Source organism: Pseudomonas sp. NPDC087185, assembly GCF_044744955.1.
Taxonomy (GTDB): Bacteria; Pseudomonadota; Gammaproteobacteria; order Pseudomonadales; family Pseudomonadaceae; genus Aquipseudomonas.
In genome coordinates this window covers 98452-122748 of record NZ_JBIUZK010000004.1, presented here as the reverse complement: position 1 = coordinate 122748, position 24297 = coordinate 98452, and the positions used below count along the sequence as shown (strand labels likewise).

Here is a 24297-nt window from a genome sequence, read left to right as displayed (position 1 = left end):
AAAGAGCGGGAGTATAACCTGATTCGCCTCGCCCTCTACTCATTGGAGCCTTATGCCACGCTGCTTTTGGTGTACCGACGATCCGTTGTACCAGGCCTACCATGACCAGGAATGGGGAACACCGCAGCGTGATCCGGCGTTGCTGTTCGAGATGCTTTTGCTCGAAGGGTTCCAGGCGGGGCTGTCATGGATCACCGTTTTGCGCAAACGCGAGCGTTATCGCGAGGTGCTGGAGGGCTTCGACCCGGTCAAACTGGCGCAGATGAGCGACGAGCGAATCGAGGTACTGATGCTTGATGCCGGCATCATCCGCAACCGCCTCAAGCTCAATGCCGTTCGGCGCAACGCCAAGGCCTGGCTGGCTGTGGATAACCCGGCCGAGTGGCTCTGGTCGTTCGTTGGCGGCGAGCCGAAGATCAACCACTTCAAGGCCCGCGGCGACGTGCCGGCGGTCACCGACGAGGCCAAGGCGATGAGCAAGGCGTTACAGAAAGCCGGCTTCACCTTTGTCGGGCCGACCATCTGCTACGCCTTCATGCAGGCCACCGGCATGGTCATGGACCACACCACCGATTGTGATCGCTACGCCGCCTTGCTGCGCTGAGGGGTTACAATGCGCGCCTTGCTGAAATAAGGAATTCGCCTGTGGAAAAGTTCAAGGGCGCCCTGATGGTCGGGGTGCTGCGTCTGTTTGCCAAGCTGCCCTGGGGCGCGGTCCAGCGCGTCGGTGCCGGGATCGGTTGGCTGATGTGGAAAATCCCCAACGGTTCGCGCAACGTGGTGCGGATCAACCTGGCCAAGTGTTTCCCCGAGATGGACCCGGTTGCCCGCGAGCAACTGGTTGGCCAGGCCTTGCGGGACATCGGCAAGTCCTTCGTCGAAAGCGCCTGTGCCTGGATCTGGCCACCCCAGCGCTCTTTGGACCTGGTCAAGGAAGTACACGGTCTGGAAGTGCTGGAGCAGGCACTGGCCTCGGGCAAGGGCGTGGTGGGTATCACCAGCCACTTGGGTAACTGGGAAGTGCTCAACCACTTCTACTGCAACCAGTGCAAACCGATCATTTTCTACCGCCCGCCGAAGCTGAAGGCTGTGGATGATCTTCTGCGTGAACAGCGGGTGCAAATGGGCAACCGCGTGGCGCCTTCGACCAAGGAAGGCATCCTCAGCGTGATCAAGGAAGTGCGCCGCGGTGGCCAGGTGGGCATTCCTGCCGACCCGGAGCCGGCCGAATCGGCGGGTGTGTTCGTGCCGTTCCTGGGCACCCAGGCGCTGACCAGCAAGTTCGTGCCGAACATGCTGGCCGGCGGCAAAGCGGTGGGGGTGTTCCTGCATGCGCTGCGGCTGCCGGATGGGTCCGGGTTCCGGGTGATTCTGGAAGCCGCACCAGAGGCAATGTACAGCACCGACGTGAGCGAGTCGGCAGCGGCCATGAGCAAGGTGGTCGAGCGTTATGTGCGCGAGTACCCGAGCCAGTACATGTGGAGCATGAAGCGCTTCAAGAAGCGACCGGCGGGCGAGCCGCGCTGGTATTGAGTTATTCGCGGCCCCTCATGCAGGCTGGATGCAATTCTGCCTGCATGAGGGGCCCCTGTGGGACCGGGCTTGCCCGCGAAGCGGACACCGCGGAGTATGGCACCGGCTTCGCCGGTGTTCGCGGGTGAACCCGCTCCCACACGGACGGCGTCAGCTTGAGGTTTTGTTGAGTTTCTTCAGAAACACGGTCATCTCTTTCTCGGCCTGTTTGTCGCCATGGGCCTGCGCCGCCACGATCCCGTCCTCCCAGGCCTTGCGCGCCGCCGCAAGGTCGCCCTGCAGCTGATACGCCTTACCCAGCAGCTTCCACGCCGCCGAATACTTCGGGTCCTGCTCTACACAGCGGGCCAGGTGCACCGCCGCTTCCACACCATGGCCCTCGTCCAGCCAGGCCTTGCCCAGGCCGAACCGCAGCAGCGGGTTATCCACACCCTTTGCCAGCATCTTCTCCAGCGATTCGCGCATGCCCTCTTCTCCTAGAAGAAACTCAAGCCGACGTGGAACAGCTTCTCCACATCCCGAATATGCTTTTTATCCACAACGAACAGGATGACATGGTCACCCGACTCGATCACCGTGTCGTCGTGGGCGATCAGCACCTCTTCGTCACGGATGATCGCGCCGATGGTGGTACCCGGCGGCAAGGCGATGTCTTCGATGGCCTTGCCGACCACCTTGCTCGATTTCGCATCGCCATGCGCCACCGCCTCGATGGCCTCGGCCGCGCCGCGGCGCAGGGAGTGCACACTGACGATGTCGCCACGGCGCACGTGCGCCAGCAGGGTGCCGATAGTGGCCAGCTGCGGGCTGATGGCGATATCGATTTCACCGCCTTGCACCAGGTCGACATAGGCCGGGTTGTTGATGATGGTCATCACCTTGCGTGCACCCAGGCGCTTGGCCAGCAGCGACGACATGATGTTGGCCTCGTCGTCGTTGGTCAGGGCCAGGAAGATGTCGGCATCGGCGATGTTCTCTTCGAGCATCAGGTCCTTGTCAGAGGCACTGCCCTGCAGCACCACGGTGCTTTCCAGCGTGTCCGACAGGTGCCGGCAGCGGGCCGGGTTCATTTCGATGATCTTCACCTGGTAGCGGCTTTCGATGGCCTCGGCCAGGCGTTCGCCGATCTGCCCGCCACCGGCGATGACCACGCGCTTGTTGGTCTCGTCGATGCGCCGCAGCTCGCCCATCACGGCGCGTATGTCCTTCTTGGCGGCAATGAAGAACACTTCATCGTCGGCCTCGATTACCGTGTCACCGCGCGGTGTGATCGGCCGGTCGCGGCGGAAGATCGCCGCCACACGGGTGTCGACGTTGGGCATGTGCGCGCGGATCTGGCGCAGTTGCTGGCCCACCAGAGGGCCGCCGTAGTAGGCCTTGACTGCCACCAGCTGGGCTTTGCCTTCGGCGAAGTCGATCACCTGCAGCGAGCCGGGGTGTTCGATCAGGCGCTTGATGTAGTTGGTCACCACCTGCTCGGGGCTGATCAGCACGTCCACCGGGATGTGGTCGTTGTGGAACAGCTCCTCGCGGGTGAGGTAGGCCGATTCGCGCACCCGGGCGATCTTGGTCGGGGTGTGGAACAGCGAATAGGCGACCTGGCAGGCCACCATGTTGGTTTCGTCGCTGTTGGTCACCGCCACCAGCATGTCGGCATCGTCGGCGCCAGCCTGGCGCAGCACCGTCGGCAGCGAGCCACGGCCCTGCACGGTGCGGATGTCCAGGCGGTCGCCGAGGTCGCGCAGGCGGTCTCCGTCGGTGTCGACCACGGTAATGTCGTTGGCTTCGCTCGCCAGGTGTTCCGCCAGTGTACCGCCCACCTGCCCTGCACCGAGGATGATGATCTTCATCCGCTACTCCCTAATCTTTTTTCTTACCCGCGTGAGGCGGCGATCTTGATCAGCTTGGCATAGTAGAAACCGTCGTGGCCGCCTTCCTGGGCCAGCAGCTGGCGGCCGTGGGGCTGGCGCACGCCGGCTTCGGTCGCCAGGTCCAGCTCACGGGCGCCTGGGGTGCGGGCGAGGAACGCTTCGATCACTTCGGTGTTCTCGGTCGGCAGGCTGGAGCAGGTGGCGTACAGCAGCATGCCGCCCACTTCCAGGGTCGGCCACAGGGCATCGAGCAGCTCGCCTTGCAGCGCGGCCAGGGCCGGAATGTCGTCGGCCTGACGGGTCAGCTTGATGTCCGGGTGGCGGCGGATAACGCCGGTGGCCGAGCACGGGGCGTCGAGCAGGATGCGCTGGAACGGTTTGCCGTCCCACCAGCTGGCGGTGTCGCGGGCGTCACAGGCGATCAGCTCGGCGTCCAGTTGCAAGCGGTCGAGGTTCTCGCGCACGCGGGTCAGGCGCTTGGCTTCCAGGTCGATGGCGACCATGTGCGCCAGGCCGGCTTCGGCTTCGAGCAGGTGGCAGGTCTTGCCGCCCGGGGCGCAGCAGGCGTCGAGCACGCGCTGGCCGGGGGCCAGTTCGAGCAGGTCGGCAGACAGTTGCGCGGCTTCGTCCTGCACGCTCACCCAGCCCTCGGCAAAGCCCGGCAGGTTGCGCACGTCGCAGGCCTCATTCAGCACGATGCCGTCGCGGCTGTACTGGCAAGCGCTGGCGCCGACGCCTGCCTCGGCCAGCAGCGCCAGGTAGGCATCGCGGCTGTGGTGGCGGCGGTTGACCCGCAGGATCATCGGCGGGTGCGCGTTATTCGCAGCGCAGATGGCTTCCCACTGCTCGGGCCAGAAGGCTTTCAGCGCCTTCTGCAGCCAGCGCGGGTGCGCGGTGCGGACCACTGGGTCGCGCTCCATGCCGGCCAGCAGTGCTTCGCCCTCACGTTGAGCGCGGCGCAGCACGGCATTGAGCAGGCCCTTGGCCCAGGGCTTCTTCAGCTTGTCGGCGCAACCGACCGTTTCGCCGATGGCGGCGTGGGCCGGGATGCGCGTGTAGAACAGCTGGTACAGGCCGACCAGCAGCAACGCCTGCACATCGGTATCGGCAGCCTTGAAGGGCTTCTGCAGCAGTTGTGCGGCCAGCAGGTCCAGGCGCGGCTGCCAGCGGGCGGTGCCGAATGCCAGGTCCTGGGTCAGGCCACGGTCGCGTTCATCGACCTTGTCCAGTTGGGCCGGCAGCGAGCTGTTCAGCGACGCCTTGCCGCTAAGGACAGCGGCCAAGGCACGGGCGGCGGCGAGGCGTGGGTTCATTGGCCGAGCACCTTGCCGGTGGCGAACTTCTCGCGGCGGCTGTTGAACAGGTCGCTGAAGGCCAGGGCCTTGCCACCCGGCAATTGCAGGCGGGTCAGGCTCAGCGCCTGGTCACCGCAGGCGACCACCAGACCGTCCTTGCTGGCCGAGAGGATCTCGCCAGGGGCGCCTTCACCTGTGGCCACGTTGGCGGCCAGCACCTTCACGCTTTCGCCGTCCAGGGTGCTGTGGCACACCGGCCAAGGGTTGAAAGCGCGGACCAGGCGCTCCAGCTCCACGGCCGGGCGGCTCCAGTCGATGCGCGCCTCGTCCTTGTTCAGCTTGTGTGCGTAAGTCGCCAGGGCATCGTCCTGTACCTCGCCCTGCAGGCTGCCGTCGGCCAGGCCGGCAATGGCTTGCACCACCGCCGGCGGGCCCATTTCGGCCAGACGGTCGTGCAGGCTGCCACCGGTATCTCCGGCGCTGATCGGGGTGACCACCTTGAGCAGCATCGGGCCGGTATCCAGGCCTGCTTCCATGCGCATCACGGTCACGCCGCTCTCGGCGTCGCCGGCTTCCACGGCGCGCTGGATCGGTGCCGCCCCGCGCCAGCGTGGCAGCAGCGAGGCGTGGCTGTTGATACAACCCAGGCGCGGGATATCCAGCACGACTTGAGGCAGGATCAGGCCGTAGGCGACCACCACCATCAGGTCTGGCTTCAGTGCCGCGAGTTCCGCCTGGGCATCTTCGTTGCGCAGGGTTGGCGGCTGGAACACCGGGATGTCATGGGCCACGGCCAGCGCCTTGACCGCACTGGGCATCAGCTTCTGGCCACGACCGGCCGGGCGGTCGGGCTGGGTGTAGACGGCCACGATCTCGTAAGGGCTGTCGAGCAGGGCCTTGAGGTGTTCGGCGGCAAACTCTGGAGTGCCTGCAAAGACGATGCGCATGGAGTTCTCGCTTCAAAAAAGAAAAAGGCTTGCCGGAGCAAGCCTTCTGGAAGGTGGGGATCAGGCTTGCTGGCGGTGCTGCTTTTCCAGCTTCTTCTTGATCCGGTCGCGTTTGAGCTGCGACAGGTAGTCGACGAACAGCTTGCCGTTGAGGTGATCGAACTCGTGCTGCACGCACACCGCCAGCAGGCCTTCGGCTTCAAGCTCATAGGGCTTGCCGTCACGGTCCTGGGCCTTCACCCGTACGCGCAGCGGGCGGTCGACGTTCTCGTAGAAGCCCGGCACCGAAAGGCAGCCTTCCTGGTACTGGCCCATGTCGTGGGTCAGCTCTTCGACGGTAGGGTTGATGAAGACGCGCGGTTCGCTGCGGTCTTCGCTCAGGTCCATCACCACGACTTGCAGGTGGACGTTGACCTGCGTCGCGGCCAGGCCGATGCCAGGCGCTTCGTACATGGTTTCAAACATGTCGTCGATCAGCTGGCGCAGGGCGTCGTCAAACTCCGTCACCGGTTTGGCAATGGTGCGCAGGCGCGGGTCTGGGAATTCGAGAATGTTCAAGATGGCCATAGGGTCAGGCAGTCACTGTGCGTTCGGTTGAAAACTGAGCACACATAATAAAGGGAATCGGCGATTTCGGCACCTGGCAAGCTCGTCTAGGGTTTCAAAGGGCAGCTTGATACCCATTTGATGGACAGCTTGTCAAAGTATTATCAACAGAGTTATCCACAGGTTGTGCCACGTAAATGGCCCTCTTTTGATCAAGGATGATCCGCATGTCAAATCACCATTCGTCGCCTTGCCCACCCGCCGAACTGGAAGCGCGATTACGCCTGCACCGCCTTCCCGAGACGGGTTTGCGTCGCTTTCACACCTTGCTGGGGGCCTTTGGCAGTGCCTCTTCGGCGCTCAGTGCACCGGCCGGGGCATGGCGCGCGCTAGGGATGACACAGGCCACCATCGATGCCCGGCGCAGTGCCGAAGTACGCGACGGCGCCTTGGCTGCAATGGCTTGGCTAGAGCAGCCGGGCCAGCATTTGCTGATGTGGGGCAGCCCCGGCTACCCTGCGTTGCTGGCGGAAATCGACGATCCCCCGCCGCTGCTTTTCGTTGCAGGCGACCCCGCTTTGCTCGACCGGCCGCAGCTGGCGATTGTGGGCAGCAGGCGTGCTTCACCGCCGGCAATCGACACCGCCAGGGCATTTTCCCGCTACCTTTCACAAGCCGGGTTCACCATCACCAGCGGCCTGGCGCTGGGCATCGACGGTGCCGCTCATCGGGCCGCGTTACAGGCCGGAGGGGGCACCATCGGTGTGCTCGGCACGGGGTTGCAAAAACTTTATCCACAGCGCCACCGCGACTTGGCCAAAGCGATGATTGACAGCGGTAGTACCTTGGTTTCCGAGTACCCGCTGGATGCCGGGCCGTTGCCGGGCAACTTTCCGCGGCGTAACCGCATCATCAGCGGGTTGTCGCTGGGCGTGCTGGTGGTGGAGGCGAGCCTGGCCAGTGGTTCATTGATCACGGCACGCCTGGCTGCCGAACAGGGCCGAGAGGTTTATGCCATTCCAGGCTCCATTCACCACCCTGGCGCCAAGGGTTGCCATCAGCTGATCCGTGATGGCGCGCTGCTGGTGGAAAGCGTGCAACAGATCCTGGAAAGCCTGCAGGGTTGGCAGAACTTGCCGCCCGCAGTTGTGGATAAACCCGCGCATCCGTTGCTGGCTTTGCTGCATGCCGCACCGCAGACCAGCGAGGCGCTGGCGATTTGCAGCGAGCAACCGCTGGCCCACGTGCTGGCACAATTGACCGAGCTGGAGCTCGAAGGCAGGGTCAGTAATGAAGCTGGCCGTTGGTTTGCCCGCGTGGGCTAAGTAAACTGCGCCCATGGCTTAAATGCGGAGAGATACAAATGGTGAGCAGTTGGCGTGTGCAACAAGCCGCACGTGATATTCGGGCGGGCGCAGTGATCGCCTATCCGACCGAAGCGGTCTGGGGCCTGGGCTGCGACCCATGGAACGAGGACGCGGTGTATCGCCTGCTGGCGCTGAAGTCGCGGCCTGTGGATAAAGGGTTGATCCTGGTTGCCGACAACATCCGCCAGTTCGACTTCCTCTTCGAAGATTTCCCCGAAGACTGGATCGACCGCATGGGCAGCACCTGGCCGGGGCCCAACACCTGGCTGGTGCCGCACCAGGACCTGTTGCCGGAGTGGGTGACGGGGCAGCACGACACGGTGGCGCTGCGGGTCAGCGACCACCCGCAGGTGCGCGAGCTGTGCGCGCTGGTCGGGCCGCTGATTTCCACTTCCTGCAACCCGGGCGGGCGCCCTGCGGCGAAGACGCGGTTGCGGGTGGAGCAGTATTTCCACGGCCAACTGGACAGGGTGCTGGGTGGCGCGCTGGGCGGGCGGAAGAACCCGAGTGTGATTCGCGACCTGGCCACAGGCGAGATCGTCCGCCCCGGCTGAAGCTGGCGAGGGCTGCGCCCTCGAATCGCCGGCAAGCCGGCTCCCACAGAAATAGTGCTGCTTTTCAGGCTTGCACAATACCTGTAGGGGCCGGCTTGCCGGCGATTGAGCCGCAGCGCGGCCCCAGGGTTCAGGGCAGTAGAACAGTCGAACCCACCGTCCTGCGCGCAGACAGCTCGCTCTGCGCCTTGGCCGCTTCACTCAACGGATACCGCTGCTGGATATCCACAACCACCTCGCCACTGGCGATCACTGCAAACAGGTCATCCGCCATGGCCTGGGTGTTCTCGGCATTGTTGGCATAGGTCGCCAAGGTCGGCCGGGTGACATACAGCGAGCCCTTCTGCGCCAGGATCCCCAGGTTCACGCCGCTGACCGCGCCGGAAGCATTGCCGAAGCTCACCATCAACCCACGCGGTTGCAGGCAGTCCAGCGAGGTCAGCCAGGTGTCGGCGCCAACGCCGTCATACACCACCGGGCATTTCTTGCCATCGGTCAGCTCCAGCACCCGCTTGGCCACATCTTCGTGGCTGTAGTCGATGGTTTCCCACGCACCCAGCGCCTTGGCCCGCTCGGCTTTTTCAGCAGAGCTGACGGTCCCGATGAGCTTGGCGCCCAAGGCCTTGGCCCATTGGCAGGCCAGCGAACCGACGCCCCCAGCCGCTGCGTGGAACAGGATCACATCGCCCGGCTGCACGGCGTAGGTCTGTTTGAGCAGGTACTGCACGGTCAGGCCCTTGAGCATCACCGCCGCCGCCTGCTCGAAGCTGACGTTGTCGGGCAGCTTGACCAGGTTGGCTTCCGGCAGCGTGTGCACCTCGCTGTAGGCGCCCAGCGGGCCGCCCGCATAGGCCACGCGGTCACCCACGTTCAGGCGGGTCACGCCCTCGCCCACCGCATCGACCACCCCGGCACCTTCGGTGCCCAGGCCCGACGGCAGGGACGGTGGCGCGTAGAGGCCGCCGCGGAAGTAGGTGTCGATGAAGTTCAAGCCGATCGCATGGTTGCGTACGCGCACTTGCTGCGGGCCGGGCGGTGCCGGGTCGAACTCCACAAGCTCTAGCACTTCGGGGCCGCCATGCTGGCTGAACTGGATACGCTTGGCCATCTCGCACTCCTGTTTTCGGGATCGGGAAAGGCCTTCTATCGGACGCCTTTGCTTGATCGCCGTCAACTGCGGCGCGCCAGCTGCCGGTGGTATGCTACGCGGCGAATTCTTCCCTGCCCGTTTCTGGTGACCCGATGACTAGCCGCACCGAGGCCGTGAAAGCCTACCTGCTCGACCTGCAAGACCGCATCTGCTCTGCCCTCGAAGCCGAGGACGGCGGCGCCCGCTTCGTCGAGGATGCCTGGGTGCGCGAAGCTGGTGGCGGGGGCCGCACGCGGGTGATCGGCGAAGGCAAGGTGATCGAGAAAGGCGGGGTCAACTTCTCCCATGTGTTCGGCTCCGGCTTGCCTCCTTCGGCCAGTGCCCACCGCCCCGAGCTGGCGGGCCGTGGTTTCGAAGCGTTGGGTGTGTCGCTGGTGATCCACCCGCACAACCCGCATGTGCCAACGTCCCACGCCAATGTGCGCTTCTTCATTGCCGAGAAAGAAGGCGAAGAGGCGGTGTGGTGGTTCGGTGGCGGCTTCGACCTGACCCCGTACTACGGCAACGAAGAGGATTGCATCCACTGGCACCGCGTGGCCGAGCAGGCCTGCGCGCCGTTCGGCGCGGACGTGTACCCACGCTACAAGGCCTGGTGTGACCGTTACTTCCACATCAAGCACCGTGGCGAGCCGCGCGGTATCGGTGGGCTGTTCTTCGATGACTTGAACGAGTGGGACTTCGATACCTGCTTCGCCTTCATCCGCGCCATTGGCGATGCCTACGTCGACGCCTACCTGCCGATCGTCCAGCGCCGCAAGGATACGCCGTACACCGCCGAGCAGCGCGAATTCCAGGAGTACCGCCGCGGCCGCTACGTGGAGTTCAACCTGGTCTACGACCGTGGCACCCTGTTCGGCCTGCAGTCCGGTGGCCGCACCGAGTCGATCCTCATGTCGCTGCCACCGCAAGTGCGTTGGGGCTACGACTGGAAGGCGGCACCCGGCAGCGAAGAAGCCCGCCTGACCGAATATTACCTGCAAGACCGCGACTGGCTGGGCCAGTAAGCCTGTGGATAACCGAGGAGCCCCCATGGACCAATACGTCGTGTTTGGTAACCCCATCGGCCACAGCAAGTCGCCGTTGATTCACCGGCTGTTCGCCGAGCAGACCGGCCAGGACCTGGAGTACGCCACCTTGCTGGCGCCGGTGGACGAGTTCAGCGACTGCGCCCGCGGCTTCTTCAAGCAAGGCAGCGGCGCCAATGTGACCGTGCCGTTCAAGGAAGAGGCCTACCGCCTGTGCGACAGCCTCACGCCAAGGGCCCAGCGTGCCGGTGCGGTGAACACCCTGAGCAAGTTGGCCGATGGCACGCTGCGCGGCGACAACACCGATGGTGCCGGCCTGGTGCGTGACCTGACGGTGAATGCCGGGGTGCAGTTGGCGGGCAAGCGCATCCTGATCCTGGGCGCCGGCGGCGCGGTGCGCGGCGTGCTGGAGCCGATCCTGGCGCACGACCCGCAGTCGCTGGTGATTGCCAACCGCACGCTGGAAAAGGCCGAGCTGCTGGCGCGCGAGTTCGCCGAGTTGGGCCCGGTGGTGGCCAGTGGTTTCGCCTGGCTGCAGGAACCGGTAGACGTGATCATCAACGCCACGTCGGCGAGCCTGGCCGGTGAGCTGCCGCCGATTGCCGACAGCCTCGTCGAGGCCGGGCGCACCGTGTGCTACGACATGATGTATGGCAAGGAACCGACGCCGTTCTGCCAGTGGGCCAGCAAGCTGGGTGCAGCCAAGGTGCTCGATGGGCTGGGCATGCTGGCCGAGCAGGCAGCTGAGGCGTTCTTTATCTGGCGTGGGGTGCGGCCGGATACGGCGCCGGTGTTGGCGGAATTGCGCCGGCAGTTGGCTCGCGGCTGATTCCGAGAATGTGAGGCCGCTTTGCGGCCCCATTCACTCCTCAAACCGGATCGGGCAAAGCTCCACCCCTTCGAGCTTCTGCAATTCCTCGATCACCTGCGGCCTGGCCCGCAGCAAGGTCAGGCTCCCCCCGGCCCGCCGCAACCGCCGCGCCTCGCGGTGCAACATGTCCACACCCGAATAATCGATGAAGTTCACCTGCCGCGCATCGATCACCACATCGGGCCCCTGGCAGCGTTGCAGGCGTACCTGCAGGTAATGCGCCGCACCGAAGAAGATCGACCCACCTACCCGTAGCACGTCGGCCTGGCCTTCGCGGCTCTGCTGCACCCGCGGCCGCGAAGTGCGCTTGAGGTAGAAGAACAGCGAGGCCAGCACGCCGGCATAAATCGCGGTCTGCAGCTCCAGCAGCAAAGTCGCGGCGGCAGTGAGGGCCATGACCAGGAACTCCGAACGGCTGACCCGGAACAGCGCACGTATGCCCCGGTGGTCCACCAACCCCCAGCAGATCAGCAGAATGCTCCCCGCCATGGCGGGAATCGGAAGGTGCGCGATCAGGCTGGCGCCAGCGACGGCAAACAGCGCCACCCACAGCGCCGAAAACACCCCGGCCATGGGCGAACGGGCGCCCGCGTCGTAGCTCAGGCCCGAACGGGTGAAGGAGCCGGAAGAGAGGTAGCCGGAAAAGAACGCGCCAACGATGTTCGACAGGCCCTGGGCGCGGATTTCCTGGTCGGCGTCGACCAATTGTTCGGAGCGCGCCGACAGCGAGCGGGCGATCGACAGGCTGGTGACCAGGCCGAGCATGCCCACGGCTACGGCGCTAGGCAGCAGGCGCAGCATGAGTTCCACATCCAGCAGCGGGAGTGGGCTGAGCGGCGGCAGTTGGCCCGTGAACGCCGGCACCCGCGGCACATGGCCAAAGTAGCTGGGCAACAGCCAGGCCAGGAGGCTGACCATGATCAGGCTTATCAACAGGCTCGGCCAGCGTGGCCGCCAGAGTTTGAAGGCCACGCCAATCAGAACGGTGGTCAAACCCAGGGTCAGCGATGGCAGGTCGACCTCACCGGCGTGGTTGGCCAGGTCTTGTAGGGTCTTCAAGGCCGTGGCCTGGCTGGGCAGGTCCATGCCTAGCAGGTTGGGTAACTGACCGAGGGCGATCACGACGGCGGCGCCCAGGGTGAAACCGAGCACCACTGAATGGGACACGAAGTTGACCAGTGCGCCGAAGCGTAGAAGCCCGAGCAGCAGCTGGAAAATGCCGGCGAGGAAGGTAAGCAGCAGCACCAAGGTCACGTAGTCGGCACTGCCGGCAAGAGCCAGGGGGCTGATGCTGGTGTACAGAACGATGGAGATGGCGGCGGTGGGGCCGCAGATCAGGTGCCAGGAGGAACCCCACAGGCAGGCGATCAGTACCGGGACGATGGCTGCGTACAGGCCGAATTCGGCGGGTAGCCCGGCGATCAGGGCGTAGGCGATGGATTGCGGCAGGGCAAGGATTGCACCGCTCAGGCCTACCAGCAGGTCCTGACGCAGGCTGCGGCCCGATTGGCGCGGCAGCCAGGTGAGGAAGGGCAGCAGGTGGATTAGGCGGTGCATCGTTTATCCGAATTCCTTGAAGGCTTGTGCTGAACCTGTGGGAGCGGGCTTGCTCGCTCCCACAGGTGAGTGCAGTGGCAACGACTCAAAGTTTTGCTTTGACGGCCTCTTTCGCATCGCCGCCGTCTTTGCGGGTGACGCCCGCCAACCAACCGTCCAGCAACTCCGGATGCGCCTTGACCCAAGCCTTGGCCGCTTGATCAAAGGTGACCTTCTTATCCACAACCTCGGCCATGATGCTGTTTTCCATGTCCAGGGAGAATTTCAGGTTGCCCAGGAGCTTCGCCGGGTTCGGGCAGGCTTGTGGATAACCTTTACGCGCCAGGGTGTACACGTCGCCCTTGCTGCCAAACCACTTCTCCCCGCCCGTCAGGTAATGCATTTTCAGCTTCACGTTCATCGGGTGCGGTGTCCAGCCGAGGAAGGTGATGAACTGGTTCTTCTTCACCGCCCTGTCCACCTGCGCCAGCATCGCCTGCTCACTGGACTCCACCAGCTTCCACTGGCCGAGGCTGAATTCATTCTTGTCGATGATCTCCTTCAGCGACAGGTTCGCCGGTGCTCCGGAGCCGATCCCGTACAGCTTCTTGTCGAACTGGTCGGCATGTTTCTGCAGGTCGGCAAAATCCTTCACGCCGGCATTCCACACATAGTCGGGCACCGCCAGGGTGAACTCGGTGCCTTCCAGGTTGCGCGACAGCTGCTGAACATCGCCATTGGCGATGAACTTGTCATGGAAGCCCTGCTGCGCCGGCATCCAGTTGCCGAGGAAGGCATCGACCTTACCGTCCTTGAGGCCGCCATAGATGATGGGCACTGCCAGGCTGTCGATCTTTACCTGGTAACCGAGGCTTTCCAGGAGCAAGCGGGCGATGGCGTTGGTGGAGGCGATATCGCTCCAGCCAGGGTCGGCCAGTTTCACGGTGCTGCATTGCGCGTCGTCGGCGTGGGCCGTGGCGCCGCCCAGGCTCAGGGCCAGGGCGAACACGGCGGTGGAGAACTTCTGCATGGCGGCCTCTCTTCTCAATCCATGGGTGCGGGCTGTGGATAACGTGCCTTGCGCTCGAGGTCGTCGAGATCGATATGGTTGCGCATGTACTGTTGGCTGGCGTCCACCAACGGTTGGTGGTCCCAACTGTTCAGTTTGCCGATGGCCAGCGCCTCGGCCACCAGGCGGCGGCGCCGCTGGCTGGCCAGTACCTGCTGGCGCAGGCTGGGGATATCCCAGCGCTGCCGTGCTTCATCGACCAATGCCTGCAGCAGCGCCTGATGGTCCGGGCTGCCGGTGAGGTTCTCCCGCTCGTGCGGGTCGCGGCTCAGGTCATAGAGTAAACAGGGGTCGTCTTCGCTGTACACGAACTTGTACGCACCACGGCGGATCATCATCAGCGGGCCCACCGTGCCTTCGGCCATGTATTCGCCGATGACCTCGTCATGGCCGCCCTGCCCTTGCAGGTGCCCAAGCAGCGAGCGGCCGTCCAGGTGCAGGTTTTTATCCACAGCGCCGCCGGCCAGTTCCACCAGCGTCGGCAGCAGGTCGCAGGTCGATACCGAGGCGCTGACCCTACCTGCGGCAAAGCGTTTGGGGGCGTGTACCAGCAGCGGCACCCGCGCCGACATCTCGAACCAGTGCATCTTGTACCAGAGCCCGCGCTCGCCAAGCATGTCGCCGTGGTCGCCGGAGAACACGATCAGGGTGTTGTCAGCCAAGTTACATTCTTCAAGGGTCTGCAACAGCTGGCCGATGTTGTCGTCGATGTAACTGCAGGCGCCGAAGTAGGCGCGGCGTGCGTCGCGGATCTTGTCCACAGGCAAAGGTTTGTTCCACAGGTCGTAGACCTTGAGCAGGCGCTGCGAATGTGGGTCCAGTTCGTGCTGGCTGAACTCGGCGCGTGGCATGGGGATGTCCACACCCTCGTAGCGATCCCAGTAGCGCTTGGGGATGGTGTACGGGTCGTGGGGGTGGGTCATCGACACGGTCAGGCAGAACGGTCGGCCATCATTTTCGCGCACATGGTCGTAGAGGTATTGGCGAGCCTTGAACACCACCTCCTCGTCGAAATCCAGCTGGTTGGTGCGCACGCAGGGGCCGGCCTGCAGCACGGACGACATATTGTGGTACCAGCTCGGGCGCTCGTCCGGCGCATCCCAGTTCACCGCCCAGCCGTAGTCGGCCGGGTAGATGTCGCTGGTCAGGCGTTCCTCGTAGCCGTGCAGCTGGTCTGGGCCACAGAAGTGCATCTTGCCCGACAGCGCCGTGCGGTAGCCGAGCCGGCGCAAGTAGTGGGCGTAGGTAGGTACATCGGCGGGGAAGTCGGCGGCGTTGTCGTAGGCGCCGATGCGGCTGGGCAACTGGCCGCTGACCAGGGTAAAGCGCGACGGTGCGCACAGCGGGCTGTTGCAGTAGGCCGAATCGAACACCACCGCCTGCTCGGCGAGGCGGCTCAAGTTAGGCATCTGGATAGGCGAAGGGCCATAGATCGGCAACAGGGGCGCGGCCATCTGGTCGGCCATGATGAACAGGATATTCGGGCGCGTCATGGTGGGCTTCCATCGTTGGAGGTTATGCGAACCGCTTGCCTACCAAGATGCGACTGTGGATAACATGGGTAAAGCCCATGGCGGGCAATGACTGGGATTAGCTGAGCTTATGTTTGATCATCTTGCCGAGCTGTCACTGGATGCCTTGCGCGTGTTCGAGGCCGCTGCCCGCCTGCGCGGCTTTACTGCCGCAGCGCTGGAGTTGGGCACTACGCAGCCGGCGGTGAGCCAGCAGGTGAAGCGGTTGGAGGCCCAGTTGGGCACACGGCTGTTCGATCGCATCTACCGCGGCATCGAGCTGACCGATGCCGGCCAGGTGTTGTTCGAGCAGGTGCACCAAGGCCTGCAGGCCATGGACGATGGCATTGCCCAAGCCAGTGGGCGCGGCCAGCGCGAAGTGCTGCAGGTGGCGACCGACTTCGCCTTCGCAGCCTTCTGGCTGATGCCGCGCCTGCAGCGTTTTCACGAGGCTTATCCACAGGTGGATGTAAGCCTGGTGACCGGTGAGCGCAGCCAGGGGATGCTGCGCCCGGATATCGATGTGGCGGTGCTGTTTGGTGATGGGCGGTTTCACCAGGGGGAGAGCCGTTGGTTGTTCGATGAAGAGGTTTTCCCGGTTTGCAGCCCACGGCTGATTCATGGCAAACCCTTGTCAGCCGTGGCTTTGCAACGATTGCCCTTGCTTCATTTGCGCGGTGAGCAAGCCAGTGGATGGTTTGATTGGGCGGGGGTGTTTCGTGGGTTTGGCGTCGCCAGCCCGCCGCCGCCTGGGCAGTTGCGGTTCGACAACTACACCTTGCTGATTCAGGCGGCGATTGCCGGACAAGGGGTGGCGATCGGCTGGGGGCATCTGGTCGACAGCTTGGTCGAGCAAGGCTTGCTGTGCCGGCCGCTGGAGGGGAGTTTGCGCTCGGCGCGGGGCTATTACGCGGTGCTGCCGCCGCGCAAGCGGCGTGGGGCGTTGATCGAGCGATTCGTGGATTGGCTGGAGCATGAGCGCAGTCAGTGATTGGGGCCGCTTAGCGGCCCCGGCATTCTAAATCACGAAGTTCAGATGTTCGCCGCGGTGCAGATCCAGGTCGAGGATATCGGCCAACCCCGCCGCTACTCGCTCCAGGTCCGCCAATGCCTGCGGCGCATTGATGACCGTCCAGTGCAACGCACTTCGCTGCAACGCATCTACGACCCGGTTCACGCACCCGCGCTCTTGCTCGGTGTACTTGCCTGGCGCATCCAGCACATCGAAATCGCCCACCAGCAACACGCGGCGTATAGTCGTGCGGGACAGCCCGGCCACCAGTGCTTCGCTCATGCGCCCTTGGGCCGCCAGGTCACCGGGTGCCAGCGCCGACAACAGGGCAATCACCGCCGAGCCACCTGCCGCGCCCTGCTCTGCCTGGTCGGCATCGCCCAGCCCGCCTATCTTGGAATGCAGGCCCGGGCGCGGGGCATGGCGGTTGAGGTCGTCGACCACGGCCGTGACTTCGTGCTGGCGCGACAACAATTCGACCATCAGGGCACTGCCCAGGCTGCTCTCAGCCCCGAACAGCACCAGTTTGAACACTGGGGTTTCGGCATTTTTCACCGCATCACTCCCTTTGCAGGTGGGTGATGGTTGGACCGCAATCAGGAGACAACGTGCAGAGGATCAAGGGCTATCACGCCCACGTTTATTACGACGCATCGACCATCGAACAGGCCCGCGAGCTGTGCGAAGAAGCGGCGCGGCTGTTCCCGGTGACCATGGGGCGGATGCACCAGAAACCGGTCGGGCCGCACCCTGACTGGAGCTGCCAGCTGGCGTTCGAGCCGGAAGTGGTTGGGGTGGTGCTGCCGTGGTTGGCGTTGTATCGCAAGGGGCTGGTGGTGTTTCTGCATCCGCTGACTGGGGATGAGTTGGCGGATCACCGGGATCATGCGATCTGGATGGGGGCCGTAAGGCCTTTGAAGCTGTCGATATTTGGCGGATAGGCAGGGGCCGCTCTGCGGCCCATTCGCGGGCAAGCCCGCGAAGAAGGTGACGCGGATCAGCGGCGAGCGCCGCGAACCCCTTCAGCCAGCGCCGAGCACAGGCTCAGTACATCGGCAACAGCCTGGTCGGCATCCTTGGCCTGGGCGATCTTGTCGACCAGCGCCGAACCCACCACCACGCCATCAGCCAGGCGCGCGATTGCGGCAGCCTGCTCAGGGGTGCGTATGCCGAAGCCAACGCTGATCGGCAGGTCGGTATGCCGGCGCAGGCGGGCGATGGCCTCGGTCACGTGCTCGGTGGTCGCCGAACCGGCACCGGTCACACCGGCCACCGACACGTAGTAGACGAACCCGGAGCTGCGCTCCAGCACGCGCGGCAGCCGCGCATCGTCGGTAGTCGGAGTGGTCAGGCGGATGAAGTCGATGCCCGCGGCCTGGGCCGGGGTGGCCAGTTCGGCGTCGTGCTCTGGCGGCAGGTCGACGATGATCAGGCCGTCGACACCGGCTTCCTTGGCTTGGGCAACAAACTGCGCCACGCCAAAGCGGTGGATCGGGTTGTAGTAACCCATCAGCACGATCGGCGTGGTCTGGTTGCCAACGCGGAATTCGCGGACCATCTGCAGGGTCTTGGCCAGCGTCTGGCCAGCGTCCAGGGCGCGCAAGGTAGCCAGCTGAATGGCCACACCATCGGCCATCGGGTCGGTGAACGGCATGCCCAGTTCGATCACGTCGGCGCCGGCCGCCGGCAGGCCCTTGAGGATCTGCAGCGAGGCGTCGTAGCCCGGGTCGCCAGCGGTGACGAAGGTGACCAGCGCGGAGCGGCCTTCGGCTTTCAGCTCGGCAAAGCGTTGTTCAAGACGGCTCATGCCTGTTTCTCCTGGGCGGCCATGTGGTTCATCACGGTTTGCATGTCTTTGTCGCCACGGCCGGACAGGCAGATCACCATCAGGTGGTCCTTGGGCAGGTTCGGCGCGCGTTTGATCGCTTCGGCCAACGCGTGGGAGCTTTCCAGGGCCGGGATGATGCCTTCCAGGCGGCAGGTGGCGTGGAACGCGTCAAGGGCTTCGTCGTCGGTGATGCTGACGTATTCCACACGCTTCACTTCGTGCAGGTAAGCGTGCTCCGGGCCGATACCCGGGTAGTCGAGGCCGGCGGAAATCGAATGGGCGTCGGTAATCTGGCCGTCGTCGTCCTGCAGCAGGTAGGTGCGATTGCCGTGCAGCACGCCCGGCACGCCGCCGTTGAGGCTGGCCGCATGCTTGTCGGTGTGCACGCCGTGGCCACCGGCTTCAACGCCGATGATCTGCACGCTCGGCTCTTCGAGGAACTCATGGAACAGGCCCATGGCATTAGAGCCGCCGCCGACGCAGGCAACCAGGCTGTCGGGCAGGCGGCCTTCCTTTTCCTGCAACTGGGCGCGGGTTTCTTTACCGATGATCGACTGGAAGTCGCGGACCATCGCCGGGTACGGGTGCGGGCCGGCCACGGTGCCGATCAGGTAGAAGGTATCGTCGACGTTGGTGACCCAGTCGCGCAGCGCCTCGTTCATGGCGTCCTTCAGGGTGCCGGTGCCGGCGGTGACCGGGACGATCTCGGCGCCCAGCAGCTTCATGCGGAACACGTTGGCTTGCTGGCGCTCGATGTCGGTGGCGCCCATGTAGATCACACAAGGCAGGCCGAAGCGGGCAGCGACGGTGGCAGTGGCTACGCCGTGCATGCCGGCGCCGGTTTCGGCGATCAGGCGTTTTTTGCCCATGCGCTTGGCCAGCAGCACCTGGCCGATGCAGTTGTTCACCTTGTGCGCGCCGGTGTGGTTGAGCTCTTCACGCTTGAAGAAGATCTTCGCGCCGCCGCAATGCTCGGTCAGGCGCTCGGCGAAGTACAGCGGGTTGGGGCGGCCGATGTAGTCGCGCTGGAAGTAGGCCAGCTGCTCGAGAAACTCCGGGTCGGCCTTGGCCGCTTCGTATTCACGGGCCAGGTCCAGCACCAGGGGCATCAGGGTTTCGGCCACGTAGCGGCCGCCGAACGAGCCGAACAGGCCGTTGGCATCGGGGCCGGGACGGTATTGGGACTGGGTCATGGGGCGCTCCAGGGCGTAATGAATGAGTAATGGGCTTTACTCTACCCACGGCAAGCCCGGCTGAAAACCGATAAGATTGCGCAAACCTGTCAGGAAAACTCACAAGTCACATGGCCCACGACCTCCCTCCCCTGAATGCCCTGCGGGCCTTCGAGGCCACTGCCCGGCTCAACAGCGTCAGCCAAGCGGCAGAAGCGCTACACGTCACCCATGGCGCGGTGAGCCGGCAGCTCAAGGTGCTGGAGGAACACTTGGGCGTAGCCCTGTTCGTCAAGGACGGGCGTGGCATCAAACTCACAGATGCCGGCATTCGGCTGCGTGATGCCAGTGGCGAGGCGTTCGACAGGCTGCGGGGGGTGTGCGCCGAGCTGAGCCGGGACGTGAGTGAGGCGCCCTTCGTGCTGGGTTGCTCGGGCAGCCTGCTGGCGCGTTGGTTCATCCCCCGGTTGGGGCGGTTGAACGCGGACCTGCCGGAATTGCGCCTGCACCTTTCGGCAGGCGAAGGAGACCTCGACCCGCGCCGCCCTGGGCTCGATGCGCTGCTGGTGTACGCCGAACCCCCGTGGCCTGCGGATATGCAGGTGCATGTGCTGGCCGAGGAGCGTATCGGGCCGGTGCTCAGCCCGCACTTCACCGGCTTCGAACGCCTGTGCGGTGCACCCGCCACGGCCCTGCTGGACGAGGCCTTGCTGCACACCACCTCGCGCCCGCAGGCTTGGCCGACCTGGGCCGAACAACAGGGGTTGGCCCCCGGCGCGTTGAATTACGGCCAGGCGTTCGAGCATTTGTATTATTTGCTGGAGGCAGCAGTTGCAGGCCTTGGGGTGGCCATTGCGCCTCAACCATTGGTGGCTGACGACTTGCGCGCCGGGCGCCTGAGCGCGCCGTGGGGCTTTTCGCCCACCCCGGCAGCGCTGGCATTGTGGGTACCCCGGCGCGCCGCTGATGGGCGCGCCGAGCAGCTGGCGCAGTGGCTGCGCCGTGAGCTGGAACGGCAGGCAGGTTAGTTGCGACGGTACAGCAGGTAGGCGGCCAGCAGGCCGAGGGCGCCAATCGCCACGCCTGCGGTGGTCACGGGGTGCTCCTGGGCGTAATCCCGGGTGGCGATGCCAGTCTGGCGGGTGCGGGTCTTCACTTCCTCATAGGCATCGCTGAGCAGGCTGCGCGAGTGCTTCAGCGCACTTTCGGCGTTGCTGCGGATGGCCTTCACCGATTTCTGGGACTCCTCCGAGGCATCATGCTTGAGGCTCTCCAGGCTTTTCAGCAGGCTTTCGATCTCCGCTTCCATGCTTTCCAGGGATGTTTTACGCAGCGAATTGCGGTGCATGTTGACGCTCCTTTGCAGTATGGACTGTAAGGATTGCGACTACGCGGTGCGGGGAAAGTGCGATCGAACTTTCCATTGGGCTGATGGCTCGCAGGTAAACCAGGCCTGCGCTGCTAGGCTCAATCTCACCGTCATCCAAGGAGAGCGCTCATGACCGATCATCACACCTACAAGAAGGTCGAGCTGGTAGGTTCGTCGCCTACCAGCATCGAAGAGGCAATCAACAATGCCCTGGCGGAAGCTGCCAAGAGCATCAAGCACCTGGAATGGTTCGAAGTGGTCGATACCCGTGGCCACATTCAGGGCAACAAGGCGGCGCACTTCCAGGTGACGCTCAAGGTGGGCTTCCGCATCGCCAACAGCTGAAGCAGTGTCGGGCTGGCAAAGCCCGGCGTGATGGCGTTATACAGTCAAGGGCGCCTTTGCCGGCGCCCTTTTCGATTTTCATCTGCACAAGGAAAGCGAGTGATGAAGAAACTGATTCTGGCGGTGGGCCTGATGACGGTGGCCGGTGGTGCGCTGGCGGCGGGCAAACCCTGCGAGGAGCTCAAGGCGGAGATTGCAGCAAAGCTGGATGCCAAAGGTGTGAAGGGTTACACGCTTGAGGTGGTCAAAAAAGGCGACCCGGCTGGCAAGGTGGTGGGAACCTGTGAGGGTGGCAGCAAGGAAATTGTCTACCGGCGGGGTTAAGCGGTGGCTGTTTCGCGGTCAAACCCGCTCCCACAGGCGATGCACAGGCCTTCAGGGCACTGAGGGCCCTGTGGGGCGGGTTTACCCGCGAAACATCTCACTCGGATTTCAAGGCCTGCGCCATCAATTCATAGGACCTGATCCGGTCCGCATGCTCATACAGGTCGCAGGTGAAGATCAGTTCATCTGCCCCGGTCTGTTCCAGCAGTACTTCCACCTTGGCCCGTACCTTCTGCGGGCTGCCGATCATCGCCAGGCCCAGGAAGCTGGCCACCGTCTCACGTTCATGCGGCAGCCACAGGCCGTCCATGCTGGCCACGGGTGGGCGCTGCATCAGGCTCTGCCCGCGAATCAGGGCCAGAATGCGCTGGTACACCGAGGTGGCCAGGTACTCGGCCTTTTCGTCGGTTTCAGCCACCACCATCGGGATGCCCAGCATCACGTAGGGCTTGTCCAGCGTGGTGGAGGGCTTGAAGTGGTTGCGGTAGACGCGGATCGCCTCATGCATGTAGCGCGGCGCAAAGTGCGAGGCAAACGCATAGGGCATGCCACGCATGCCGGCCAGTTGTGCGCTGAACAGGCTGGAGCCGAGCAGCCACATCGGCACTTCCGTGTCGTGGCCCGGTACAGCGATCACTTTTTGATCATCGGTGCGCGGGCCCAGGTAGCGCGACAGCTCCTCGACGTCATCCGGGAAGTCGTCGGCGCTGCCCGAGCGCTCGCGGCGCAAGGCGTGGGCGGTCATCTGGTCGGAGCCCGGCGCACGGCCCAGGCCCAGGTCGATGCGCCCCGGATACAGGCTGGCCAGGGTGCCGAACTGCTCGGCGACCACCAGCGGCGCATGGTTGGGCAGCATGACGCCGCCGGAGCCGACACGGATGGTCGAGGTGCCGCCCGCCAGGTAGCCGATCAGCACGGAGGTCGCGGAGCTTGCGATACCATCCATGTTGTGGTGTTCGGCAACCCAGAAACGGTTGTAGCCAAAACGCTCGACGTGCTGCGCCAGGTCCAGCGAGTTGTGCAGTGCCTGCGCCGGGCCGGCATCGGCGCGCACCGGCACCAGGTCAAGGGTGGAAATTTTCAGGTCACGCAGCTGCGTCATGGGAGCCCCCGCAAAAGTGATTGGCCGAAGGCCTTTTCATGTCTGTATGGGCACATTCGAAGTAATCAATGCCTGCAGAGCGATTGATCTGAACTTGCCGTAAGACAGCTACCTCTGAATGGGTAGGTTCGCATCACAATGACCAGGAGGCATCATGAAAAAGACAGCATCGGCGATCTGGCAAGGTGGCTTGAAGGACGGCAAGGGCCTCCTTTCGACCGAAAGCGGCGCGCTCAAGCAGAACCCCTATGGTTTCAACACCCGTTTCGAGGGCTCGCCGGGGACCAACCCTGAAGAGCTGATCGGCGCGGCTCATGCCGGCTGCTTCTCGATGGCACTGTCGATGATGCTCGGCGAGGCGGGGCTGACCGCAGACCGCATCGACACCATTGCCGAAGTCACCCTCGACAAGCAGCCGGACGGCTTCGCCATCACTGCCGTGCACCTGATCCTCAAGGCCAAGGTGCCTGGGGCGAGCGAGGCGCAGTTCTTCGAGATCGCCAACAAGGCCAAGGCTGGCTGCCCGGTGTCGAAGGTGCTGAATGCGGACATTAGCCTGGACGCCACCCTGGTGGGCTAGACGGCGCAACAGGGGCGGATTGCTGTAGTCTAAACAGCGTCGGCAGCGCCGCTGCCCTTCCAGGAGCCGTTCCATGATCCGCGTAGCAATCGCCGTGCTGGCGTCCCTGCTGGCCACATCTGCACTGGCGGCGGTCAAACCGTGCGAGGAACTGAAAGCCGAGATCGAAGCCAAGATCCAGGCCCAGGGTGTGCAGTCCTATACCTTGGAGATCGTGCCCAACAGCGAGGTCAAGGATCAGAACATGATCGTTGGCAGCTGTGATGGTGGGACCAAGAAGATCATTTACCAGAAGAATGATCGATAAAACCTGGGGCTGCACGGCAGCCCCGGGCTTCAAGGGATGCAGAACACGTTACTGGGCTCATTGACCAGCACCTTGCGGCTGGCGTCGTACAGCAGCACCTGCGGTTCCATTACCGGTGCCCGTGCCTCCAGGCGATAGCGTTCGCCAGCCTTGAAATCGTCAAAGCGCACGGTCAGGTAGCAGGTGCGGTCCCGGGGTTGGGACATCATGCCGCCGCCGTAGATTTCGTAATCGAAACGCACCACCAGCTCATGCTTGCCCGGTGTCACCTGAAAATAGCGGCCATCTTCCAGGCGCTGCCCATCGAGCTTGTCGGCCATGATGACGCGGCCGGGGGTGATGGTGTAGAGGTCGATCCACGCCTGCTTGGGGTCGACGGGGGGCAAGGGGCTGGCGCAAGCCCCCAGTGCACTGAGGGCGATCAGCATCATGGGCTGGCGCATGGCGAAACTCCCACTTGCGATTTACAGGTTACAAGCATAGCGCCGTTTGTGCGGTTCAGGTGCGTTGGCAGCCCGCTGGCAGGCCTTGGCCGACCAGCTTCTGCTGGTGGTCGTAGAGTTTGATCCACGGGCGGAAGCCAATGCTGCCGGCCTGCAGCTGGTAACGCTGCCCGGCGTTGAAGTCCTTGAAGGTCACTTTGACCTGGCAATCGCGCCACAGCGGTTCGTTGACGGGGCCGATGTTGCTGGGCGTGACCGGGAACTGATAGCGCACGGTCAGCTCATGGCTGCCGGGCTGGACTTCGAAATAGCGGCTGTCTGCCCAGTCGCGTTCGTCCACCTGCACGGCGTGCAGCGACGTGTCATCGTGCGGGGCGAGGTCGACCCAGGCTTGGTTCGGGTCTGGGTCGGGAAGGGTCGAACAGGCCGAAACGAGTAACAACGAGCCGGCGACGAACAGTGCACGCATGGCGAAACTCCCCCTTGGCGGATAGTCTTGGAGCGCATCGGCCGTTGAGCGAGTTGGATTGCCCCAGATGG

General features: G+C 64.1%; 29 protein-coding genes. 13 read left to right on the top strand and 16 right to left on the bottom strand.

Going from position 1 to position 24297, the window contains the following annotated elements; all coding sequences use genetic code 11:
- Positions 1 to 52 precede the first annotated feature (52 nt).
- Together ACIPIJ_RS15135 and ACIPIJ_RS15130 are read left to right on the top strand one after the other, a co-directional pair.
- Positions 53 to 604, top strand: coding sequence for a DNA-3-methyladenine glycosylase I (locus ACIPIJ_RS15135; RefSeq protein ID WP_401077781.1), 552 nt, complete (start codon positions 53 to 55; stop codon positions 602 to 604).
- A 41-nt stretch (positions 605 to 645) separates the two neighbouring features.
- Complete coding sequence (locus ACIPIJ_RS15130; protein ID WP_401077778.1) at positions 646 to 1533, top strand: lysophospholipid acyltransferase; 888 nt, start codon at positions 646 to 648, stop codon at positions 1531 to 1533.
- A gap of 150 nt (positions 1534 to 1683) precedes the next feature.
- Here ACIPIJ_RS15130 and ACIPIJ_RS15125 read toward each other — a convergent pair whose 3' ends face one another.
- Genes ACIPIJ_RS15125 through def form a run of 5 tightly spaced genes read right to left on the bottom strand, consistent with a single transcriptional unit; the run spans position 1684 to position 6213 of the window.
- Positions 1684 to 1998 carry a tetratricopeptide repeat protein gene (locus ACIPIJ_RS15125; protein WP_401077776.1) on the bottom strand — a complete coding sequence of 105 codons (315 nt, stop codon included), beginning with the start codon at positions 1996 to 1998 and terminating at the stop codon, positions 1684 to 1686.
- An 11-nt stretch (positions 1999 to 2009) separates the two neighbouring features.
- Positions 2010 to 3383, bottom strand: a complete 1374-nt coding sequence (gene trkA, locus ACIPIJ_RS15120) for a Trk system potassium transporter TrkA (protein WP_401077774.1) — start codon at positions 3381 to 3383, stop codon at positions 2010 to 2012.
- A gap of 23 nt (positions 3384 to 3406) precedes the next feature.
- Positions 3407 to 4717 carry a 16S rRNA (cytosine(967)-C(5))-methyltransferase RsmB gene (gene rsmB / locus ACIPIJ_RS15115; protein ID WP_401077772.1) on the bottom strand — a complete coding sequence of 437 codons (1311 nt, stop codon included), beginning with the start codon at positions 4715 to 4717 and terminating at the stop codon, positions 3407 to 3409.
- Positions 4714 to 5646: a methionyl-tRNA formyltransferase gene (gene fmt, locus ACIPIJ_RS15110; RefSeq protein ID WP_401077770.1), complete on the bottom strand. Its 933-nt coding sequence runs from the start codon at positions 5644 to 5646 to the stop codon at positions 4714 to 4716. The genes rsmB and fmt overlap by 4 nt, the downstream gene beginning before the upstream one ends.
- A 60-nt stretch (positions 5647 to 5706) precedes the next feature.
- Positions 5707 to 6213 (bottom strand): peptide deformylase, encoded by a 507-nt coding sequence (def, locus tag ACIPIJ_RS15105; protein WP_401077769.1) that lies wholly within the window; start codon positions 6211 to 6213, stop codon positions 5707 to 5709.
- Positions 6214 to 6419: 206 nt separating this feature from the next.
- Between def and dprA the strand changes: the two genes are divergently transcribed.
- Positions 6420 to 7517 (top strand): DNA-processing protein DprA, encoded by a 1098-nt coding sequence (gene dprA, locus ACIPIJ_RS15100; RefSeq protein ID WP_401077767.1) that lies wholly within the window; start codon positions 6420 to 6422, stop codon positions 7515 to 7517.
- 38 nt (positions 7518 to 7555) lie between these two features.
- On the top strand, positions 7556 to 8113 hold the full coding sequence (locus ACIPIJ_RS15095) for an L-threonylcarbamoyladenylate synthase (RefSeq protein ID WP_401077765.1): 558 nt from the start codon (positions 7556 to 7558) through the stop codon (positions 8111 to 8113).
- Between the two features lie 130 nt (positions 8114 to 8243).
- Here the strand turns inward: ACIPIJ_RS15095 and ACIPIJ_RS15090 are convergent, their stop codons facing one another.
- Positions 8244 to 9221: an NADPH:quinone reductase gene (locus ACIPIJ_RS15090; RefSeq protein WP_401077763.1), complete on the bottom strand. Its 978-nt coding sequence runs from the start codon at positions 9219 to 9221 to the stop codon at positions 8244 to 8246.
- 134 nt (positions 9222 to 9355) lie between these two features.
- On the opposite strand from ACIPIJ_RS15090, the gene hemF reads away from it, so the two are divergent.
- Both hemF and aroE read left to right on the top strand, forming a co-directional pair.
- Positions 9356 to 10267 carry an oxygen-dependent coproporphyrinogen oxidase gene (gene hemF, locus ACIPIJ_RS15085; protein WP_401077762.1) on the top strand — a complete coding sequence of 304 codons (912 nt, stop codon included), beginning with the start codon at positions 9356 to 9358 and terminating at the stop codon, positions 10265 to 10267.
- Positions 10268 to 10292: 25 nt separating this feature from the next.
- Positions 10293 to 11117 carry a shikimate dehydrogenase gene (aroE, locus tag ACIPIJ_RS15080; protein ID WP_401077760.1) on the top strand — a complete coding sequence of 275 codons (825 nt, stop codon included), beginning with the start codon at positions 10293 to 10295 and terminating at the stop codon, positions 11115 to 11117.
- 33 nt (positions 11118 to 11150) lie between these two features.
- On the opposite strand, the gene ACIPIJ_RS15075 is transcribed toward aroE, so the two are convergent.
- The 3 genes from ACIPIJ_RS15075 to betC form a co-directional block, all read right to left on the bottom strand.
- Positions 11151 to 12716 (bottom strand): SulP family inorganic anion transporter, encoded by a 1566-nt coding sequence (locus ACIPIJ_RS15075; protein WP_401077758.1) that lies wholly within the window; start codon positions 12714 to 12716, stop codon positions 11151 to 11153.
- Between the two features lie 85 nt (positions 12717 to 12801).
- A complete protein-coding gene (gene choX / locus ACIPIJ_RS15070; RefSeq protein ID WP_401077757.1) occupies positions 12802 to 13725 on the bottom strand; it encodes a choline ABC transporter substrate-binding protein in 924 nt (307 codons plus the stop codon).
- Positions 13726 to 13739: 14 nt separating this feature from the next.
- On the bottom strand, positions 13740 to 15257 hold the full coding sequence (gene betC / locus ACIPIJ_RS15065) for a choline-sulfatase (RefSeq protein ID WP_401077755.1): 1518 nt from the start codon (positions 15255 to 15257) through the stop codon (positions 13740 to 13742).
- Positions 15258 to 15366: 109 nt separating this feature from the next.
- Between betC and ACIPIJ_RS15060 the strand changes: the two genes are divergently transcribed.
- Positions 15367 to 16266, top strand: coding sequence for a choline sulfate utilization transcriptional regulator (locus ACIPIJ_RS15060; protein ID WP_401077753.1), 900 nt, complete (start codon positions 15367 to 15369; stop codon positions 16264 to 16266).
- A 27-nt stretch (positions 16267 to 16293) separates the two neighbouring features.
- On the opposite strand, the gene ACIPIJ_RS15055 is transcribed toward ACIPIJ_RS15060, so the two are convergent.
- A complete protein-coding gene (locus tag ACIPIJ_RS15055) occupies positions 16294 to 16842 on the bottom strand; it encodes an NAD(P)H-binding protein (RefSeq protein ID WP_401077752.1) in 549 nt (182 codons plus the stop codon).
- A gap of 53 nt (positions 16843 to 16895) precedes the next feature.
- Between ACIPIJ_RS15055 and ACIPIJ_RS15050 the strand changes: the two genes are divergently transcribed.
- Positions 16896 to 17228, top strand: coding sequence for a DOPA 4,5-dioxygenase family protein (locus ACIPIJ_RS15050; protein ID WP_401077750.1), 333 nt, complete (start codon positions 16896 to 16898; stop codon positions 17226 to 17228).
- Positions 17229 to 17284: 56 nt separating this feature from the next.
- Here the strand turns inward: ACIPIJ_RS15050 and trpA are convergent, their stop codons facing one another.
- Positions 17285 to 18094: a tryptophan synthase subunit alpha gene (gene trpA / locus ACIPIJ_RS15045; RefSeq protein WP_401077748.1), complete on the bottom strand. Its 810-nt coding sequence runs from the start codon at positions 18092 to 18094 to the stop codon at positions 17285 to 17287.
- Positions 18091 to 19308 carry a tryptophan synthase subunit beta gene (gene trpB / locus ACIPIJ_RS15040; protein WP_401077746.1) on the bottom strand — a complete coding sequence of 406 codons (1218 nt, stop codon included), beginning with the start codon at positions 19306 to 19308 and terminating at the stop codon, positions 18091 to 18093. The genes trpA and trpB overlap by 4 nt, the downstream gene beginning before the upstream one ends.
- 110 nt (positions 19309 to 19418) lie before the next feature.
- On the opposite strand from trpB, the gene ACIPIJ_RS15035 reads away from it, so the two are divergent.
- Complete coding sequence (locus ACIPIJ_RS15035) at positions 19419 to 20315, top strand: LysR family transcriptional regulator (RefSeq protein ID WP_401077744.1); 897 nt, start codon at positions 19419 to 19421, stop codon at positions 20313 to 20315.
- Here the strand turns inward: ACIPIJ_RS15035 and ACIPIJ_RS15030 are convergent.
- Positions 20312 to 20635 (bottom strand): YqjD family protein, encoded by a 324-nt coding sequence (locus ACIPIJ_RS15030; RefSeq protein WP_012312055.1) that lies wholly within the window; start codon positions 20633 to 20635, stop codon positions 20312 to 20314. The genes ACIPIJ_RS15035 and ACIPIJ_RS15030 overlap by 4 nt on opposite strands.
- A gap of 150 nt (positions 20636 to 20785) precedes the next feature.
- On the opposite strand from ACIPIJ_RS15030, the gene ACIPIJ_RS15025 reads away from it, so the two are divergent.
- Positions 20786 to 21001 (top strand): dodecin, encoded by a 216-nt coding sequence (locus ACIPIJ_RS15025; RefSeq protein WP_401077742.1) that lies wholly within the window; start codon positions 20786 to 20788, stop codon positions 20999 to 21001.
- A 102-nt stretch (positions 21002 to 21103) separates the two neighbouring features.
- Positions 21104 to 21325 (top strand): DUF1161 domain-containing protein, encoded by a 222-nt coding sequence (locus tag ACIPIJ_RS15020; RefSeq protein ID WP_401077740.1) that lies wholly within the window; start codon positions 21104 to 21106, stop codon positions 21323 to 21325.
- 97 nt (positions 21326 to 21422) lie between these two features.
- Here the strand turns inward: ACIPIJ_RS15020 and ACIPIJ_RS15015 are convergent, their stop codons facing one another.
- Entirely contained in the window at positions 21423 to 22427 is a 1005-nt protein-coding gene (locus ACIPIJ_RS15015; protein ID WP_401077739.1) for an LLM class flavin-dependent oxidoreductase, read from the bottom strand.
- A 154-nt stretch (positions 22428 to 22581) separates the two neighbouring features.
- On the opposite strand from ACIPIJ_RS15015, the gene ACIPIJ_RS15010 reads away from it, so the two are divergent.
- Positions 22582 to 23007: an OsmC family protein gene (locus ACIPIJ_RS15010; protein WP_401077737.1), complete on the top strand. Its 426-nt coding sequence runs from the start codon at positions 22582 to 22584 to the stop codon at positions 23005 to 23007.
- Positions 23008 to 23080: 73 nt separating this feature from the next.
- Positions 23081 to 23314 (top strand): DUF1161 domain-containing protein, encoded by a 234-nt coding sequence (locus ACIPIJ_RS15005; protein WP_401077736.1) that lies wholly within the window; start codon positions 23081 to 23083, stop codon positions 23312 to 23314.
- Between the two features lie 29 nt (positions 23315 to 23343).
- Here ACIPIJ_RS15005 and ACIPIJ_RS15000 read toward each other — a convergent pair whose 3' ends face one another.
- Positions 23344 to 23757, bottom strand: coding sequence for a hypothetical protein (locus ACIPIJ_RS15000; protein WP_401077734.1), 414 nt, complete (start codon positions 23755 to 23757; stop codon positions 23344 to 23346).
- Positions 23758 to 23812: 55 nt separating this feature from the next.
- Complete coding sequence (locus ACIPIJ_RS14995; protein ID WP_401077733.1) at positions 23813 to 24226, bottom strand: hypothetical protein; 414 nt, start codon at positions 24224 to 24226, stop codon at positions 23813 to 23815.
- Positions 24227 to 24297 lie beyond the last annotated feature (71 nt).